This is a genomic window from Acinetobacter sp. CY81 (assembly GCF_059515925.1).
Genome location: NZ_JCAKNC010000002.1, coordinates 106,644 through 123,900, shown reverse-complemented (window position 1 = coordinate 123,900; position 17,257 = coordinate 106,644). Strand labels below are relative to the sequence as shown.

19 protein-coding genes are annotated in these 17,257 nt (G+C 37.0%); 6 read left to right on the top strand and 13 right to left on the bottom strand.

Features of this window, described 5'->3' with window-relative positions:
• Window positions 1-47 precede the first annotated feature (47 nt).
• Window positions 48-527: a hypothetical protein gene (locus AC5YDM_RS02940; protein ID WP_496150651.1), complete on the top strand. Its 480-nt coding sequence runs from the start codon at window positions 48-50 to the stop codon at window positions 525-527.
• 1,028 nt (window positions 528-1,555) lie between these two features.
• Here the strand turns inward: AC5YDM_RS02940 and AC5YDM_RS02935 are convergent.
• Both AC5YDM_RS02935 and AC5YDM_RS02930 read right to left on the bottom strand, forming a co-directional pair.
• The gene (locus tag AC5YDM_RS02935) at window positions 1,556-2,650 is read right to left on the bottom strand and encodes a DUF6670 family protein (RefSeq protein ID WP_496150650.1); all 1,095 of its coding nucleotides are present in this window, start codon (window positions 2,648-2,650) and stop codon (window positions 1,556-1,558) included.
• Between the two features lie 293 nt (window positions 2,651-2,943).
• Window positions 2,944-3,567, bottom strand: coding sequence for a LysE family translocator (locus AC5YDM_RS02930; protein ID WP_496150649.1), 624 nt, complete (start codon window positions 3,565-3,567; stop codon window positions 2,944-2,946).
• 205 nt (window positions 3,568-3,772) lie between these two features.
• Between AC5YDM_RS02930 and AC5YDM_RS02925 the strand changes: the two genes are divergently transcribed.
• Window positions 3,773-4,228 (top strand): DIP1984 family protein, encoded by a 456-nt coding sequence (locus AC5YDM_RS02925; protein ID WP_496150648.1) that lies wholly within the window; start codon window positions 3,773-3,775, stop codon window positions 4,226-4,228.
• Between the two features lie 281 nt (window positions 4,229-4,509).
• Here AC5YDM_RS02925 and AC5YDM_RS02920 read toward each other — a convergent pair whose 3' ends face one another.
• Both AC5YDM_RS02920 and AC5YDM_RS02915 read right to left on the bottom strand, forming a co-directional pair.
• Window positions 4,510-4,722 carry an NF038215 family lipoprotein gene (locus tag AC5YDM_RS02920; protein ID WP_496150647.1) on the bottom strand — a complete coding sequence of 71 codons (213 nt, stop codon included), beginning with the start codon at window positions 4,720-4,722 and terminating at the stop codon, window positions 4,510-4,512.
• Window positions 4,723-4,847: 125 nt separating this feature from the next.
• A complete protein-coding gene (locus tag AC5YDM_RS02915) occupies window positions 4,848-5,546 on the bottom strand; it encodes a D-Ala-D-Ala carboxypeptidase family metallohydrolase (protein WP_496150646.1) in 699 nt (232 codons plus the stop codon).
• Between the two features lie 202 nt (window positions 5,547-5,748).
• Here AC5YDM_RS02915 and AC5YDM_RS02910 point away from each other — a divergent pair, with 202 nt between their 5' ends.
• Window positions 5,749-6,615: a 1-aminocyclopropane-1-carboxylate deaminase/D-cysteine desulfhydrase gene (locus tag AC5YDM_RS02910; protein ID WP_496150645.1), complete on the top strand. Its 867-nt coding sequence runs from the start codon at window positions 5,749-5,751 to the stop codon at window positions 6,613-6,615.
• A 103-nt stretch (window positions 6,616-6,718) separates the two neighbouring features.
• On the opposite strand, the gene AC5YDM_RS02905 is transcribed toward AC5YDM_RS02910, so the two are convergent.
• Window positions 6,719-7,057: a DUF4870 family protein gene (locus AC5YDM_RS02905; RefSeq protein WP_496150644.1), complete on the bottom strand. Its 339-nt coding sequence runs from the start codon at window positions 7,055-7,057 to the stop codon at window positions 6,719-6,721.
• 100 nt (window positions 7,058-7,157) lie between these two features.
• On the opposite strand from AC5YDM_RS02905, the gene AC5YDM_RS02900 reads away from it, so the two are divergent.
• Window positions 7,158-8,357 carry a BaiN/RdsA family NAD(P)/FAD-dependent oxidoreductase gene (locus AC5YDM_RS02900; RefSeq protein ID WP_496150643.1) on the top strand — a complete coding sequence of 400 codons (1,200 nt, stop codon included), beginning with the start codon at window positions 7,158-7,160 and terminating at the stop codon, window positions 8,355-8,357.
• Window positions 8,358-8,411: 54 nt separating this feature from the next.
• Here the strand turns inward: AC5YDM_RS02900 and AC5YDM_RS02895 are convergent, their stop codons facing one another.
• From AC5YDM_RS02895 to AC5YDM_RS02880, 4 genes are all read right to left on the bottom strand, one after another.
• Window positions 8,412-8,561 (bottom strand): hypothetical protein, encoded by a 150-nt coding sequence (locus AC5YDM_RS02895; protein ID WP_496150642.1) that lies wholly within the window; start codon window positions 8,559-8,561, stop codon window positions 8,412-8,414.
• A gap of 144 nt (window positions 8,562-8,705) precedes the next feature.
• On the bottom strand, window positions 8,706-8,879 hold the full coding sequence (locus AC5YDM_RS02890; protein ID WP_496150641.1) for a hypothetical protein: 174 nt from the start codon (window positions 8,877-8,879) through the stop codon (window positions 8,706-8,708).
• Window positions 8,880-9,065: 186 nt separating this feature from the next.
• Window positions 9,066-10,829: a mechanosensitive ion channel gene (locus AC5YDM_RS02885; RefSeq protein WP_496150640.1), complete on the bottom strand. Its 1,764-nt coding sequence runs from the start codon at window positions 10,827-10,829 to the stop codon at window positions 9,066-9,068.
• A 316-nt stretch (window positions 10,830-11,145) separates the two neighbouring features.
• A complete protein-coding gene (locus tag AC5YDM_RS02880) occupies window positions 11,146-11,430 on the bottom strand; it encodes a hypothetical protein (RefSeq protein ID WP_496150639.1) in 285 nt (94 codons plus the stop codon).
• Between the two features lie 167 nt (window positions 11,431-11,597).
• Between AC5YDM_RS02880 and AC5YDM_RS02875 the strand changes: the two genes are divergently transcribed.
• Complete coding sequence (locus AC5YDM_RS02875) at window positions 11,598-12,020, top strand: hypothetical protein (protein WP_496150638.1); 423 nt, start codon at window positions 11,598-11,600, stop codon at window positions 12,018-12,020.
• Window positions 12,021-12,173: 153 nt separating this feature from the next.
• Here the strand turns inward: AC5YDM_RS02875 and AC5YDM_RS02870 are convergent, their stop codons facing one another.
• Entirely contained in the window at window positions 12,174-12,935 is a 762-nt protein-coding gene (locus tag AC5YDM_RS02870) for a ferredoxin--NADP reductase (RefSeq protein ID WP_496150637.1), read from the bottom strand.
• 350 nt (window positions 12,936-13,285) lie between these two features.
• Here AC5YDM_RS02870 and gigC point away from each other — a divergent pair, with 350 nt between their 5' ends.
• On the top strand, window positions 13,286-14,164 hold the full coding sequence (gene gigC / locus AC5YDM_RS02865; RefSeq protein ID WP_496150636.1) for a LysR family transcriptional regulator GigC: 879 nt from the start codon (window positions 13,286-13,288) through the stop codon (window positions 14,162-14,164).
• Window positions 14,165-14,248: 84 nt separating this feature from the next.
• Here gigC and AC5YDM_RS02860 read toward each other — a convergent pair whose 3' ends face one another.
• The 3 genes from AC5YDM_RS02860 to upp all read right to left on the bottom strand — a co-directional run bounded on the left by AC5YDM_RS02860 (window position 14,249) and on the right by upp (window position 17,222).
• On the bottom strand, window positions 14,249-15,814 hold the full coding sequence (locus tag AC5YDM_RS02860) for a hypothetical protein (RefSeq protein ID WP_496150635.1): 1,566 nt from the start codon (window positions 15,812-15,814) through the stop codon (window positions 14,249-14,251).
• A 393-nt stretch (window positions 15,815-16,207) separates the two neighbouring features.
• Window positions 16,208-16,504, bottom strand: coding sequence for a cold shock domain-containing protein (locus tag AC5YDM_RS02855; protein ID WP_496150634.1), 297 nt, complete (start codon window positions 16,502-16,504; stop codon window positions 16,208-16,210).
• An 82-nt stretch (window positions 16,505-16,586) separates the two neighbouring features.
• The gene (gene upp / locus AC5YDM_RS02850; protein ID WP_496150633.1) at window positions 16,587-17,222 is read right to left on the bottom strand and encodes a uracil phosphoribosyltransferase; all 636 of its coding nucleotides are present in this window, start codon (window positions 17,220-17,222) and stop codon (window positions 16,587-16,589) included.
• Window positions 17,223-17,257: the final 35 nt, after the last annotated feature.

Below are 17,257 nucleotides of genomic sequence, written 5' to 3'. Positions count from 1 at the left end.
GGCTTTTTTATGCTATAACACTTAAAAATTCAATCAATAAAAACTATATGAAGCTTTTAAAAAATTTTATCCATGATAATTCAGCATTCACCGCAATTGGTTCACTGCTTGGAACTTTACTTTTTACGCTCTCATTTCATTTACTTATATTTCTTGATGACCCAAATCGCTTTTTACATGGATTAATCACTCCACATATTATTTTTCCCATGCTTTTAGCATTCGTATTTATCTTACCTTTGGGATATTTTATAGGATTACTCCCTGCGCTTGTTAGTAAGTTATTATTCGAACATTTTTATGCAGTTAGAATTGGTTCAGCTAGTTTCTATCGTGCAACTTTATACGGCTTGATGCTAGGCTTAATGTGGTCGCCAATAATCTTAATTTTAGATTTAGCAGCAGGTGCAGGATTAAAGTTTTTTTTATATGTTGAATTTGTACTTATACTTCCTGTTTGTTTAGTTTGTACTTGGATTGAATGGAAAAAAGCTTTGAATCTGATATCAAATTCATTAAAAGAATGATAGGCGAATTTTTTGTGATTTCCCCTGAATCTGGTGCTAAACCAGGTGATAAAGTGTCTTAAGATTTATAATTTAAGATCAAAAAAAAGCCTTACATTGCAAGGGCTTTTAAAATTATTTAATAAGTTTGCCAGAGTGTTTAAGTAACAATCCTAACATTGGTATTAGCGGAAAAAAAATTGTCACGATATTCCATACAGTGACTCTTCTTGATAAAGAAATTTCACTATAAAACCATTTCCACCAAATGAATTGAAAAAATAAAATTGAAATTACTGATAATAGAAAATATATCTTATAAAATTTTATGCTACTAAATTTAATTATCAAACAATACAACAATATATGAAAAATTAAATTATATAATAAAATTAATACAATACAAAAAAAAGGAGCTAAAAATAATATAAGAGGTAATAGAAAAAAACCGAAACCTACGTCTCCTTGTACATTACCAACATCAAAAATAAAAATCGAAATTACAATAAAGGAAAGGACATTTCGCATCATTAGTGAAGCTTTTAAATTGATCTGATGTTCATTGATAAGAATTTTTAGATGATAGATAACGTGGCGATATACTTTAAAAATAAGTTTATAAAAAAGAAAACAAACGACAAGATAAATAATGATACAGAAAGTAATTAGAATTAAAACTCCCATTTTAATAATTCCCCGATAAATTATTATGATTATTTTTCATATACAAAAGATTAAAATTAATCATAAATTCTATGCGTAAAAAAGACCATTCGGCTCAAATGAGGAGAATGCCAGTTTAAGTGAAAAACACCATATTTTTGTATTTTAAACTGCTATTTATCGTAAAATAATTTGATAACTTATACCTCCCTTAAGTGAAATCTTAGAACGCTCAATAATTGATTGGAAACTCAACTCTCAATTTATTCTTGACCAATTCACGGAAACCAATAATTTGATTTCACTATCATTCATAATCAATTTTAAGAATCATATCAATTACTAGAAAAAATCCGTTATTTTTGTATATTAAGTAGGGTTATATTTCACCTCCGATCAATAAACTCCAAATACCCTCTTCCCTCAGCTTTTCGACCTTTAAACTCCCCTGTCCATTGATAACTGGTGACATAACCCGCTGCCAAACCATAACAATACGGCGTATCCACCACAGCAATCAGATCTAAAACTTTTTCACCCTCATGATGTGCTACCCAACGAAACGACTGTGGAACTTCCATGGCATGACCATCAGGTGTCATCAAAGGATCAGTCTTTAAAGCAATCACTTCAAAATGAGCCTGATCATACTGAATCGAAGTACCATCCACATGGCGGTACGACACCGCAGTATATGCCGGCTCACCCGCAAAACTAATAAATGCCAAAACCAACTGCTCTTCAGCATTCAAGTTAATCACCTGATAACTAAAAGACGATAATGGCAAGGTCAAATTATGCGTTAAAAGCTGTTTAGGCAGCATCGAAACAGAAATGGCTTTCCAATGCTCAAGCGTACACAAACCCGATATTTCAATGGTTTTACCGTGCTGCGTCAGCGTACCCGAATACTTCATCAACACACTAAAATGTTGATACAACGAACTATGCGCGAACCATGTCAGTGCATCCGTTGGCGTAAGAGTCAGATCAGCTTTTAAGTCTGCCATATTGGAGACAAGGTGATAATTGCCATCTTCCTCATACAAAGAAGAATCTTCAGCAAATTCGATACGAAATGGCGATTGCTGGAACTTTAATTGATGCTCAATATCATAAATTTTATAGGCATCTTTTGTTTCCGACAGCGCTGTACCATGTACTAAAGTTGCGGTATTTTCAGGCGCTAAACTGGTGAGTTTAGGCGACACTTTGGTGATTTTGGCGCCCACATCTCCAATCACAGAAGCATATGACAAATAACGGTACGGCTCAGGCAAATCAGGAATCATGATGCCGTAATGCGTACTCGCAAATTGTGAATGGAATACATGCGCATCGAAATTATAATCACGTGGAAGTTCAGCTTGCGCATCGGGTGAAACCGCACCAAGGAGCTTGGTACCCACTTGACCAAGACGATATTTTACTTTCTGTTGTATGGTGTAATTTCGTGGCGTACTACTTAAAAGTGAATGCATGTATTGCTCAGGGAGAGTGAGATCATTACAGACTACTTATATGTAGATGTGAAGTTTATGGCTGATCAGGACTTGAAAATGTGATTAAGGGTCATACCCAAGTTTTTGTAGGACAATTTTCCGCAGGTTCAGAGTTTTAAATTCATCTAAATTTTATAAAATTGGAATGCTTATTCTTATATTATAAAAGCCAGTATCAATGATTTGAAGCCGGCTCGTCTTATTTCATTTTATTCAAATTTGAAAATACTTGTTTGATGTTACTGATTTTAAAAGTGTTTATTTCATTACACCTATTTCATACCAAAGATCAGCTTTAAGCCAAGCACAGTCATGACCACACCCGCAGCACGATCAAATACTGCTTTAAACTTTAAATACACACGGCGTGGTTTTTCAGCAGACAATGCTACAGCAACCAATGAACACCAGCCAGCATCAATAAAGAAACAGAGCAATGGCAATACAAAGTAATAATAAGTCGGAATTTCTTTCGGTAACAAAGCCGTAAATATACTGGCTAAGACAATCGCAATTTTGGGATTTGCCAACTGCGTGATTAAGCCTGTGGTGAATGCCCGACGCAACGACATTTGCGATGATACAGATTGATCCGCTTCAATCGGCTCTTTGGCATGTTTAATAATTTTATAAGCAAGCCACAATAAGTATAAACCACCACAGATTTTCAATGCCAAATAAGCCGATGGCACAGCAAGTAATAAAGCTTGTAAGCCCAATACAGCAAGCAGTCCAAAGATCGCAGCACCAGTCCCTGTACCGAATGCGGTATATAAACCATGCTTACGCGAAATCGCAATTGAATTTTTAGCCACATAAATAGAGGTCGGCCCAGGACTCATCGCACCTAACATCAGTGCAAATGCAATTGATCCTAAAATCCAAAATGATTCCACCGCGACACCATAACCCAATTTGATTCTGGCAATTCTACCGATTTAAAAATTGAATATCTTGCTATATTTCAATTCATTTTTACAATTTCACCGAATAATTCACTGCAAATCCATTGAATCACCTTGGAATTCAATGCATGATCCATGAATGACATCATTTTTTTGATTAGAACTTTTTGATTAAAACTTTTAGATTAGAACAAATATGAAATTAGCCGAAGCTTTACTGCTACGAAGTGACCTTCAAACCAAACTGGCTTCCCTACAGCAGCGCATTAATAATAATGTGTTAATTCAAGAAGGTGACCAAGCCAGCGAAGATGCCAATGCATTGATTCAGGAAGCATTTTCAGTCAATCAAGAACTGCATCAACTGATTCAGCGTATTCATTTGACCAACGCTCAAGCAAAATCTATTGAAGGAAATCCCCTACTGGCTGTTCTCAATCAACGAGATATGTTGACTCAACAACATCGTGTCTTACAACAAGCGATTGATAGTTCCCGACGTGAAAATGGTCGTTATAGTTCAAGTGAAATTCGTTGGGTCAAAACCATTTCAGTTGCAGACTTACAAAAGCAAGCTGATGCAATCAGTCAGCAACTTCGAAAGAACAACTTGGAAATTCAAGCATCCAATTGGCAAGTTGAATTAGTATAGATTCCTAGATTTAGAGATATTTTTCTCACCAGTTCGGGCATATTGGGCGAGTACACAGCCTTTTATTCGTTTGTAAGGCTTTAATTCAACAAACGATTGCAGAAGTAAAACGTCTACTTCAAAAGTTTACAACGCTGACGTCGCACCCTGCATCTGTTATCTTTTACAAGGTACTTTTCACGACCACGTACTGACAATATGCCCACCCTATTCTTTAATGAGTTTCTATTTTTCTCAGTTCTACGATATATGAAAATTAAAAAGTGGGCTCTCTTAGAAACTCAAGGTGTTGAATTAACCTGAACTTCGTTCAATGATTGATTGTTCAGTGATAGATGAGTATTTGCTAATTTATAATCTTTATCATGTACAGGAACGCCACCGATAATCATCGTGCGCGCCTCAATGTTGCGATCATCGGCTTGTTGCATAGCATCACAGCCAAATAATGACAAACTAAGCATCAAAAATAGGATTTTATTTTTATTGATCATGGCACTCTCCTGATGTGCTTTATGTATTCAGATTAACATGCTCGAATAAAAAATAAACACTTTTATAGTTACCCTCTTTGATCCCTCCTGCTTCGTTCACTCCCTTACATTCGCCTATGTCTCGATCAACTCTTTCTAGCTTTCAAACAAGGTGAAGAGACCGACTTAAAACCAATTCCCCATGTACGATAGCCTTGAGTATCAATATGGAAGCGTTGTTTACTATATAAGCCCAAACCAAGGCGATGTTTTTTGCCTTGCTGATGCCAAAACTGACAAAGCTTTTGATCGATTTCATCATGATTAGCATAAGGCTTTCGATGCTCATCCAAAGTTTGAAAATCGACTGCAAAATTACTCAAATGCTTACTGGCTTTCGCACCATGCACACAACTATTCGCTTCTCGACTTCGATACACCGACACGATTTTATAATGGGCAAAATATCCATCGCCTTGTAAATGTTCAATCAACTGTAATGGCGTAATTAAATTCGACCATAATTTTTTAGGTGGCAAACTAAATCGATGCTGCTGACATTCGGCTTTTAAAGGATGCGAATTGAGTGTCAGCTCATATAAAGTCGGGACTTGTTTTACTTTAGATTGAAAGAACTTTTCATATTCAGCAATGAGTTGCGGATCTTGAGTAAGTTTCCATTGTTCAAACTGTTGCTGATACTGAGCGTGCTGCTGCTTATCTTTGGCTCGCTTTAACTCCTCAGCAGACTCAGCTTGATTTTGTGGATGCTGTTCAGAACAACCTGAGATGAATAAACAGCAGATAAAAGCGCTGAAAAAAAGTGTAAAAGGACGAAAAAGCATATTATTTTTAGATCAGTTATTTTGAGTAATACTAACAAATTTGAAGTGCCGACACAGTTTTTATAACGCTTTAAAGAAAAACCATATTGATTTTGAGCTCGTATTATTCCGAGACATTACACGTTAAAATTGAAATGATCAGTCCAATACTTTTCATGATCAAATCTTATCTCGTCTTATCGACCTGCCTTTAGAGAATAAAATGTTTGATGAAATCGCCCAAACAGTAAATGAGCAACACATTGAATATTTAGGTGTGCCTCTCACTATCAAACGTCTAGATCAGATTCATCCGCAGATTTCGGGTAATAAGTTTTTTAAGCTCAAATATAATTTTCAAGAAGCTCAACAACATGGCTTTAAAAGTGTACTGACCTTTGGTGGTGCTTACTCTAATCATATCGCAGCAACAGCTTTTGCAGCACATCAGTTTGGCTTTAACAGTGTTGGCATCATTCGCGGTGAAGAACTGAAAGATCACCCCTTAAACCCAACTTTGGCTACAGCACAAGCACTTGGTATGCAACTACACTTTATCAGCCGAACCGCCTATCGTGAGAAAGATCAACCTGAGTTCCTAAAAACGCTGTCCCAACACTTTCCATCTCACTATGTCATTCCTGAAGGTGGAACGAATCAATTGGCGATTCAAGGTTGTAAAGAAATTCTGACTGAACAAGATCAACTTCATTTTGATGTGATTTGTTGTGCTGTTGGAACAGGTGGAACCATGACGGGCTTAATCGAAGCCAGTCATTCCCATCAGAAAGTAATTGGCTTCTCTGCCTTGAAAGGTGATTTTTTAACAGAAGAAGTCCGCCAAAAAACACAGAAGTCCAATTGGTATATTACCGATGAGTTTTGTTGTGGTGGATATGCTAAAACCACGCCTTTATTGCTTGAATTCATGACATGGTTTGAGCAACAGTATCAGATTCCACTGGAACAGGTTTACACTGCCAAGATGCTTTATGGCGTGTTTCAATGGATTAAACAAGCCAAGTTTAAAGCGAATCAACGCATTTTATTGATTCATACTGGGGGTTTACAAGGCAAAAATGTTAGTTAGAGCTCTAACAAAATCTACAACTTCTGCCGTTATGCACAGTTTTAACATGCACTTACTAAATACATACCGATGCTTGATAAATGATCAAAGAACCGATTGATAATTATCCCACAGGACGGTTTTCAGTCAGTGCAATTAAACCCACAATTAAGCGATACATATTCCAAATGAATGTGATCAAAAGAATAACGAAGCCGATTAAAATAAACGTAGTAATAAAACCGATCACATAACCTGCCAAACTCAACCAAAAGGTTTTAATCTGCCATTCCACATGACTCTCTAACCATGTGCCACGCACTTCATCACGTTTCACATAGTTCATGATGATTGCGGCTAGCCAAGTAATACCCAGTACATAACTTGCGAAATAGAGACCATAACTAATCAGATTAAATTGCTTTAAATTTTGTTGTTGATCGGGTTGATGAATATTTTGCATTATTATTGACACTTATTCATTGTTGATTATGACCAAAGTATAAAACAAGCAGTGGAAAAAGAGTATAATCCTGCGTCCTTAATTCCCACGGCGAGTCAGTATGTCTTTCAATCAATATGATGTCATTGTGATTGGTGCAGGTGCATCAGGTTTAATGACGGCATATATGGCAGCGCAACGTGGTCGTAAAGTGTTGGTCATGGAAAAAGCCAATAAAGTCGGTAAAAAAATTCTGATGTCTGGCGGTGGTAAATGTAATTTTACCAACCTCTACGTCGAGCCTGAAAACTACGTGACTCATAATCCTCATTTTGTCATTTCGGCACTCAGCCGTTATACCAATTGGGATTTTATCGGCATGGTCTGTGAATACGGTATCGAATACGAAGAACGTAAACATGGTCAGTTGTTTACTTTAAATGGCGCAAAAGAAATTTTAGCCATGCTTTTAGCCGAATGTGAAAAAGCTGGCTTAGTAGATATTAAAACCAGTTGTGAAGTCAAAGCGGTTACAGCGCTTGACCCTCAAGGCTTCCAAGTCGCAACCAATATTGGTCATTTTCAGGCAGAATCAGTGGTGATTGCCTCTGGTGGTTTATCGATTCCAACGTTAGGTGGCTCAGCCATCGGTTATGAGATCGCGAAACAATATGGTCATCATATTTTTCCTACCCGAGCAGGTCTCGTTCCCTTCACGTTCTCTGACGGATTTAAAGAGGTTACGACACGTTTAAGTGGTAATGCTGTAGAAGCAACGCTGTCCAATGACCTCAATAGTTTTACCGAAGCATTATTATTTACACACCGTGGTTTGAGTGGACCAAGTTCATTACAACTGTCTAATTATTGGGATGTAGGACAAAGTTTCAAAATTGATTTTTTACCGAGCATCGATTTAAAAGACTTCTTGATCAATAAAAAGAAAAGCCAACCTAAAGTATTGTTACGTACCTTATTAACAGAGCTTTTACCTAAAAGTGTGGTACTCGAATTACAAAACTTAATTTGGTTAGACCAAGCCGATACCGCAATTGGTAATATTAGCGATGAAAAATTAGAATTGATTGCGTCGCGTTTGAACGGCTTTGATGTAAAACCCTCTGGAACTGAAGGCTATCGTACGGCTGAAGTAACTTTAGGTGGTGTCGATACCACAGAAGTTTCATCAAAAACCATGGAAAGTAAGAAGCAAAAAGGCTTGTTCTTTGTCGGTGAAATCTTGGATGTTTCAGGTCATTTAGGTGGCTATAACTTCCAATGGGCATGGGCGTCTGCACATGCCGCATCGCAGTTTGTATAATACTTTTAATCTAAAAGTATGACTGAATCTATCTAGCTAGACTCTGTTCAATCATCACTCTAAATAATCAGTGCGAAATAAATGAATATTTTTCGCACTGTTTAAACGCTCAATCGTATGATTCAACTTGATGACTTCTTCCGGCATCGCATCTAAGTTTTGAATTGTAGATATTCTTTTTAAGTTTTCAATTAATTTAAGCATCAGTAATTTCCCCATTTTTTTGATCTTCCTGATCTATGAAATATTAGTGAATAAATATGACAATAATATAAATAAGCCTTTATATATTAAGAAATTTATTCATTATTTAAATGGCATAAAATATGCCAATTCTAAAATAATTATTTATGGAGATGGTGTAACATCCTGATCATTTTGTTGATCACGTTTAGATTCTGTCACTTCTTTTTTAACAGGTTCAGGTTTCGCAAAGACAAATTTGTACGCACTGGCTAAAAATCCAATGGTCACCCCTGCAATCACAATCGGGGCAAGAAATTTATTGGGTTGTTTCTTCATTATTGTTCTCTCTTATTCAATTTTATGGGGTGTTTAACCCATATCAATATAGGGCGAATGAGGGGAAATATTCAACTTTTATCTATGAACGTGCTTTGTAGGTTTCAAATTCAAAGCAACAAACAACTCCTCTAACCTAAGTTCAGCCACCATACAGCGTGGCTGAACAAGTTGTTAAATTAAAGGTTATTTCGGGTCATCTTTCGGTTGAATATCCACATCTGACTCTGGTTCACCTGTTGAGCCAAAAGGGTTATTCAAGGGCTTATTGTTCGGATCAACATCGACTTGAGTCGGTGGAATATCTGACTTTTGATACTCTTCAGCCACTGTCGTCGCATCCATTTGTTCTTCCAATGGCGCAACCGCTAATGGTGTCGTTCCTGAACTTGAAGCTGTCGAATGTGTTGCTGATCCAGTCTCTGAACGCGATGATGCTTTGGTCTCAGGTTGAATTTCATGCAACGGATTTGGTTTATCCGCATCATTTTTTGCTTTGTCGATTAAATCACTCAATAAGCGCTCTGCCGGCTGACGACCACCCAAACCAAATGCAAGTGCAAATGCCACAGCAACAGCACCGAGTGTTAAGCCAAATGCTAGATTCACAATCGAGTCAGCAATACCCATGGCACGTAAGCCCATCGCAACAACTAAGCCCATAATCAATACACGAACCAGATTACCTAACCATCGTGCACTATTATTTTCACCCCGTTGCACCACATTGGCGACAATATTCGCCAACCAGAAACCAATGACCAAGATCACAGCACCCAACAAAATATTGGCACCGAAATAGATGAACATTGCAATTAAGCCACTGACTTGTTCAAAGCCCAAACGGTTTGCAGCTTCTGACACTGCAAACAACATGGTGAAGAACACGATCAGATAACCCACCACGCATGACACTTTGGTTGTACCCAAGAAACGCTGTACATCTAGCTTGGCTGGAATTTCATCCACCCCTGTCCCTGATACGACTTCAACCACTAAATTAGCAACAAAACGTGCAACGACGTAGGATAGGATTAAAATTAAGCCTGCAGCAATAATGTGTGGAATCGCATTCATGATCTCATACAGCATAGCTGTCGCTGGTTGAGAAATTGCTTCTACACCCAATGCTTCAAATGCGATGATGAGCGAAGTGATGATAATGATCGCGAAGACAAATGAACCGAGTACTTTGGGAAGATTTGAATTTTTAAACAGCCCAATTTTCTCAGCGTGTTGTTGAACATTCAGGCTACCCAATAAACCTTCTGTAATGCCACGAACAATTTTCGCCAAGATGTAGCCCACAAAAATGATAATCCCAGCCATGAAGATATTTGGCAGAAACACCACAGCTTCGTTGACCATGTTTTGAATCGGATACAGCAAACCATTCAAACCTAGAATTGAAAGAACGATCGGTAAAAATAAAAGTAGAATTAACCAATAAACAATTTCACTGATGTTTTGACTAAAGGAGTTTACCCCAACATCTTGACTGAGCTTTTCATCGAGTTGGGTTTTATTCAAAAGTTTGGTTAAACCGACTTTGACCAAATTTGCCACGATCCAACCAATAAAACCAACTGCCACAGCAGCCAATAATTGAGGGATGAACAACAAGAACTGTTGAACCATATTACTAAATGGACCACTGACACTATTTAGATTCAGCACATTCAATGCGCCAATCACGGCAATGATCATCACCACCCAAAATACGACTCTCGATAGAATATTTTCAATATTCGAACGATGTCCTGTCGCAGTAGATAATTTTTGATTGGTATTCAGTTTAGATAATACTTTTTTAATACCCGCTGCAATGACGAGTGCGATAATCCAACCTACAATTAAGATGGCGACTGCAGCTAGAATCGGGTGAAATTGTTCCCAATAATACATGCCATTAAATCCACCTCTCGATGAACCGTTTATAAAATCATTCATATCTTCAACCCTCTTCTGTTCGTTCTAGTCATTCATAGTTTTGGAAAGTTATGGTTTTTGAAGCATTGACTTAAATTTCTATTTTTGTCTTAAGATCCAATCGTTGTATTACGAATATGAGCAATACAATCAACGATATAAACACCTTAGTTATTGTGTATTTTTCAAGCAATATAGGGCTGCAAAATAGCGACAATTTGATAACACATCAGTCAAAATCATTTCATAATGTTTCTTATGTAAAATGATTTTTTTTGAACATAAAAAAGCCCTAGATGTTCTCTAAGGCTTTTATAGTCATGATCTCTAGTTCATCCTATTGATCAGTCGCTGTTGCGGTGTCTTTAGCAACAGCATTGGTTGTATTAACCACCGAAGAATCTGTCGCTGTGGCAGTATTGTCTTGAGTTTGCTGTACAGCAGGAACTGTCGTATCTACTGGCGCTTGACCAGGCTGCGGTTCTCGATCTGCCAGCATGTAAAAAATGAGTGCCGCCAAGAAAATCCCAACGATAATTAAAATAAATACAGGAATTCTTCTTTTTTCAGCTTTTTCGATTTCATTCATCTTATGAGGTTCTTTGTTAAAATCATGAGCCATGTTGATTCCCCTTTTAAACCGATCTTTGTCGATGAATTTTTATACTATCAAGCATTTGTGTTGCATTGTGTGAATAAACAGTATGAATTCGTACGCACAGAATAGTCCTGAGATAAAACTAAAAATAGGCTATAATATGCTCCCTTACTTTTCGCTGTTGTTAATATATGACCTATCGCAGGCAAAGTGTCTCTCTAGACTTAGACACAGATGTCACTCATCAATGTTATTTACATAAAACACGTGATGAGCATTTGATTGGAATTATTGAATTCAATAAGCCAAGCTACATTTTGAAATGGGGTGATCTCGAATACTTCCGTCGTAAAACTGAAGAATTTTCTGTGATGCCATTTCCTGAATGCGTAAATGCGATGATTATTGATATTCGCAATATCGTTGCATTTCTAGATAATGAAGTGCCTATTATTCCATGGCGATTATTGGAAGAAGACTGTCCAATCCGTTTGGTCGTGCCACATGATCGTTTAGAGCATTATGCAGGGTTATTTGAACCCACTTGGCTCACCAGTGATGTAGAGACAGCCATTCAAGAAATACGTCAATTTATGGATATGTTTGTCCATTAAAACTGTAGCATTCGCCTTGATTCCACATACATAAAAAACCTCCGTTCGGAGGTTTTTTAACAATAAACTCTGATAAATTTCCACATTTCATTTGTCTTTGCAGACCAATATTAATGCAATAAGCACCGCTGCAAATTAAAGCCAATTCAAAGATTACCAATAATTTTCTACTGCAATATTCCCTTCACCACGACGATTCATGATCAAGCCACGAGCTTTTAAAGCCTCTTTGGTATCTTCAACCATTTGTGGGTTGCCACACAGCATAATATGAGATGTTTCGAAATTAAAGTTTAAGCCTGCATATGTTTCTAATTCACCATTTTCAATCAGTACAGGTAAACGATCATGCAATGCTGCATTTGGATCTCGAGTAATAATCGGTATGAATTTAAAGCCTGTATGCCCTTCACCAAAACTTTCAGCAATCTCTTGAATACGCTCTACATAAGCCAACTCAGAGGCTGTACGTACGCTATACACCAAGTTTATGTTTTGATATTTGGTCCATGTATCAAAATCTTGCAGCATTGAAATAAAAGGTGCCAAACCTGTCCCTGTTGCTAATAACCATAGATCTTGAGGCAAAGGTAGTTGATAGCGTGTCAACGTCAAAAAACCGTATGGAATCTTTTCCAAATACAATTCATCACCCACTTGTAGGTGTTGTAAATTTGAAGTAAAAGCACCATCTGGAACAACAATTGAGAAAAATTCTAAGGTTTCATCGAATGGTGATGACACCACAGAATAAGCACGTACAACCAAATCATCACCCACTTTCAGTCCAATTCGAGCGAACTGCCCTGCAGTGAATTTAAAATGTGAGGGGCGTGTCATTGTGAAACTAAACAATGTATCGGTCCAACGGTGAACAGATAAAACCTTTTCTAGACTAAATTTTTCAATTGACATAATTTCAACGTGGCACTACAGACTATGCTCATGTTAGCATGACACTAGGGGTGATTGAAATTTCATGTCGTCATACGATTCGTGGTATTACTCAGAGAAATGCTGATCAAAGTCTATAGATTTGAACAAGTCAATGCTTCTATTTTAAGCCCAACTTTATGTTCACTATTGCTTTATACTAGCAATGTCTTATCACCATCACTGTGAACACGCCACTTTGGTTTAACCCATCGAAATAAGTATGATCTTTTCATTCAAAATGAATCATACCTTAGCCATTCACTTTGATCCTGATATGAAATATTTTCTTCACCGACTCTTATTTATATATTCAAATTAAGGCTTCACCCATGCGCATGACATTACGCCAACTGGCTGTTTTTGTAGCCGTTGCTCAAGAAGGTACCGTAACCAAAGCAAGTGATGCAGTTCGACTTACTCAAAGTGCTGCAAGTATGGCTTTGGCTGATCTTGAAGATGGCTTAGGTGCTCCGCTGTTTGACCGTTTGGGAAAACGATTACAACTCAACGATCTTGGTCGTTTCTTACTTCCACAAGCACTGGAAATTTTAGGTCGTTGTGAAGCCTTTGAACAAGCTGCAAAAGGTGAATTACAAAGTATTGATTTACGCATTGGCGCGACACTGACGATTAGTGATTACCTCATGCCTGATTTAATGGCTAATTTCCTTCAAGAACAACCGCAAGCACATTTGCAGTTGCAGGTCGGCAATACGCGTCAAATGATCGAAGCTGTGAATCAATTCCAATTGGATTTAGCGCTGATTGAAGGGTCATGTCATTTACCTCAGCTACAATCTATCCATTGGCGCGATGATGAGTTAGCTGTGTGTTGCTCACCTAATCATCCTTTGGCACAACTTGATCATCCGATCACCATCAAAGACTTCATTGATGCAGAATGGATCTTACGTGAGGAAGGTTCTGGTACACGTGAAGTCTTTGATAATGCAATTTTAAAAGATTTACCCAATGCAAATATCCGTCTAACACTTGGACACAATGAAGCTATTTTGAAAATTGTGGCGGGTGGCTTAGGCTTATCTTGTATTTCTAAACTGGCTATTCAGCCTTTAATTGAAAAAGAACAATTGGTTATCTTAGATACACCATTCTGGCAATTGACTCGCCCATTGTTCATGTTGGTACACCGCCAAAAGTATCAAGGTCCAGGCTTAAAAGCTTTTATGAAATTCTGTGATGAATAGTTTTCTTTATTGATCAATAATAAAAAAGCCCCGAGACTCGGGGCTTTTTTATACTTTAAATTCTAAATATAAGAAGCATTAAAATTATTGGGCAGTTTCACCTAAAAGCTCTTTACGACGATGCTCTGGAATAATCGGTTTATCAGACAGTTTTGCCATCTTTTTACGCTGATCTTCAATCGCCTTTTGCTGTTCTAGTAAGTAGTAACGTGCTTTGGCTTCTTGCTCTTGTTTATGCAACTCATACTTTTGAAAACCAAAGTAACCAAATGCCGCCAAGATAATGACTGAAATAACAGCCATTAAAATCCAAGGATTAAAATTTAATTCTGCTTTTTTATTCGGCTTAACCTTATGTGTTTTATAAGCAAGCTGAGTCTTTACCTTTTGTAGGGTATTTTCATCATTTTGCTGCTGTGAATACTCAGTCTTAGACTCACTTACACTAGCATTGTTTAAACTTTGCTGACTTTCAGCATAGTTTTTATTATCGCTATTTAAACGACTATGTTCAGGAATCGACGTGGTATGTCTAGAGCCTAATTCATGTTGTAGCTGTTCAAAAGGATCACTCGATAATGGAACGATCGTTTTGGCATGGCCTAAATGAATCGACTCATTCGATGGTGTAATGAATGAGTTTTCATGCTGTATCGGCTTAATTTCCGTCGGATGTGATAAATCTAATGTGCCTTTGATATCTACATCTACTGGCTGAGTAAATGAAGACAATGGCGCAGTTTGAGGAATCTTAATTTCGTCCTCAGGCTTCAGCAGCAATACTGTGGAGTTTCCAGTGTTTTTAGATTGATCAACAGACTCGACTTCATTAACTGAATTATCGATATCATCTTTTTGTTCCGAAAACTCATCTGAAACTTGTTCAGCATGATTGAAATGATCCGCAACAACTAACGTGCTGTTATTTTGCTTATCCATTAACTCATTAGAATTTGAGAATTGACCACTCTCAATGGGTTTTGAATCTTCTATTGTTAAAGATTCAGCTTGAGCGATAGATGGCTTAGATTCAGTGGTAAGCTCTTGCTCATGCCTTTCAACAACAGCTTCAGCATTCTCCTGAATAGTTTCATGAACCTCTACAGGAGTCGTCGAGTTGGTAAGATCTGTTGAATGATTTGATGAACTATTAGGACGTTTAGCTTTGGCAACTAAATCAACGCTCTTCGTGATATCTTGAGACTTCGCTTTATTTAAAGGCTTTTCATTTAGCACCTTTTTTTCATTATTCAGTTTTTTATCTTGTTCTAATTTTTGCTTATTTTCTAAAAACTCTTGGGGAATTGCAGGATTGGTTTGTTCCAAAGTCTCATTTTCAGCTAAAACTTGATCTTTTTCTTGCTGTGCTTTTTTTAAGACGTCTAAATCTTCGTCTTCACTATAGAAAATATTATTTCGAGGTTTTTCAGTTCTTGCATTTTTATGATCTAAACGCACAATAAACTTAGCAATATGTTTGAAATCTTTTTCTTCGATTAAACATTTTACACGTTCACCAATTTGAGGCTCTAGTGTTGAGTTAGGGAAGTCATCTAATGAAAAATGAAGGTCGATATCTTTATCCGACAAATGAATGATACCTACCTGCTCGGCAGCATCATACGATTTAAGTGTACCCTTATAAAACATAGACCGTCCCCAAAAGCCCTAACAATCAAAAATTTGTTATATATTTTTTTAACATTATTTGTATGAAAACTAACAAAAAAGGAGACCTATAGTCTCCCCGCTATATTACTCAATTTTTAGCCTTTATGTATATAGTGATTAGCTTTATCCAAAGAAATTTGATCTGTCTAATACAAATATTTTACGTGCTTAGTCATATTGCAAATTAACGCTAAATTAACTTTAAAATTCAACTTAAATTATTGTTTTTAAAATATTTAAATAACATGCAAAGCTACAACCCTAATTTCTCAATAAAAAAAGAGGCTATTCGCCTCTTTCTACGTCGGTCTTGATGTTTAGCAGTTCAATTATAAATTCGATTTAAATTGCGCTATCACATCCGATCTCATATTACTTTCTGAAATTCGACAACAATCCTGTGGCAATCGACTCATTATGCGCCAAGATTTTTTTCTGCTTGGTCTTCGCTGGATTTGGATCTACACGCTCAATACGTGCAGCTTTAAATTTGTCACCATTTTCTTCAAGTACAAATTTAACTTTTTCATTCTTTTTCGGTTCAGTTTCAAGTGCATCTGGAAAGTCTGAAATATGGAAAAATATATCTTCGCCTGCCATCGAAATAAATCCAAATCCTTTCTCAGGATTGAATTTAATTACCTTTCCAAATTTAAATTCTAATTTCATGAACTTAACTCTACTCTATAAACACATTCATCTTAGTATATAAAAAAAGAGGCTCAAAGCCCCTTTTTACTGTTTTTTAATTTCAGTCTTTTTGCACAGAACCGAAAATTTTATCCCCAGCATCACCCAAGCCTGGAACGATATAACCATTTTCGTTTAAGCCTTGGTCAACTGATGCAGTGAAGATAATCACATCTGGATGAGCTTCTTCTACACGTTTGATCCCTTCAGGTGCAGCAACCAACACCATGACACGAATATCCTTACAACCACTTGCTTTCAATACATCAATTGCAGCTACAAGTGATGAACCCGTTGCAAGCATCGGATCAATAATCATCGCTAAACGGTTTTGAACGTCTGGTACTAACTTTTTGTAGTATGTACGTGCTTCTAATGTTTCTTCATCACGCTCAAGACCCAGTACAGATACTTTCGCACTTGGAATCAGATTTAAGAAACCATCCAACATGCCAATACCAGCACGTAAAATTGGCACAACAGTAATTTTTTTACCAGCAATACGATCAACAGTAACTTTACCGTTCCAACCATCAATTTCATGATCAACAACAAGTAAATCTTTCGTCGCTTCATACGTGAGAAGCATCGTTACTTCTTGTGCAAGTTCACGGAAGTTCTTCGTGCTGATATCTGCACGGCGCAATAAACCTAATTTATGACGAATGAGCGGATGACGGATTTCTTGAATGGGCACGGGAGAACACCTAAAACATAAAAGTAAATTTCCAC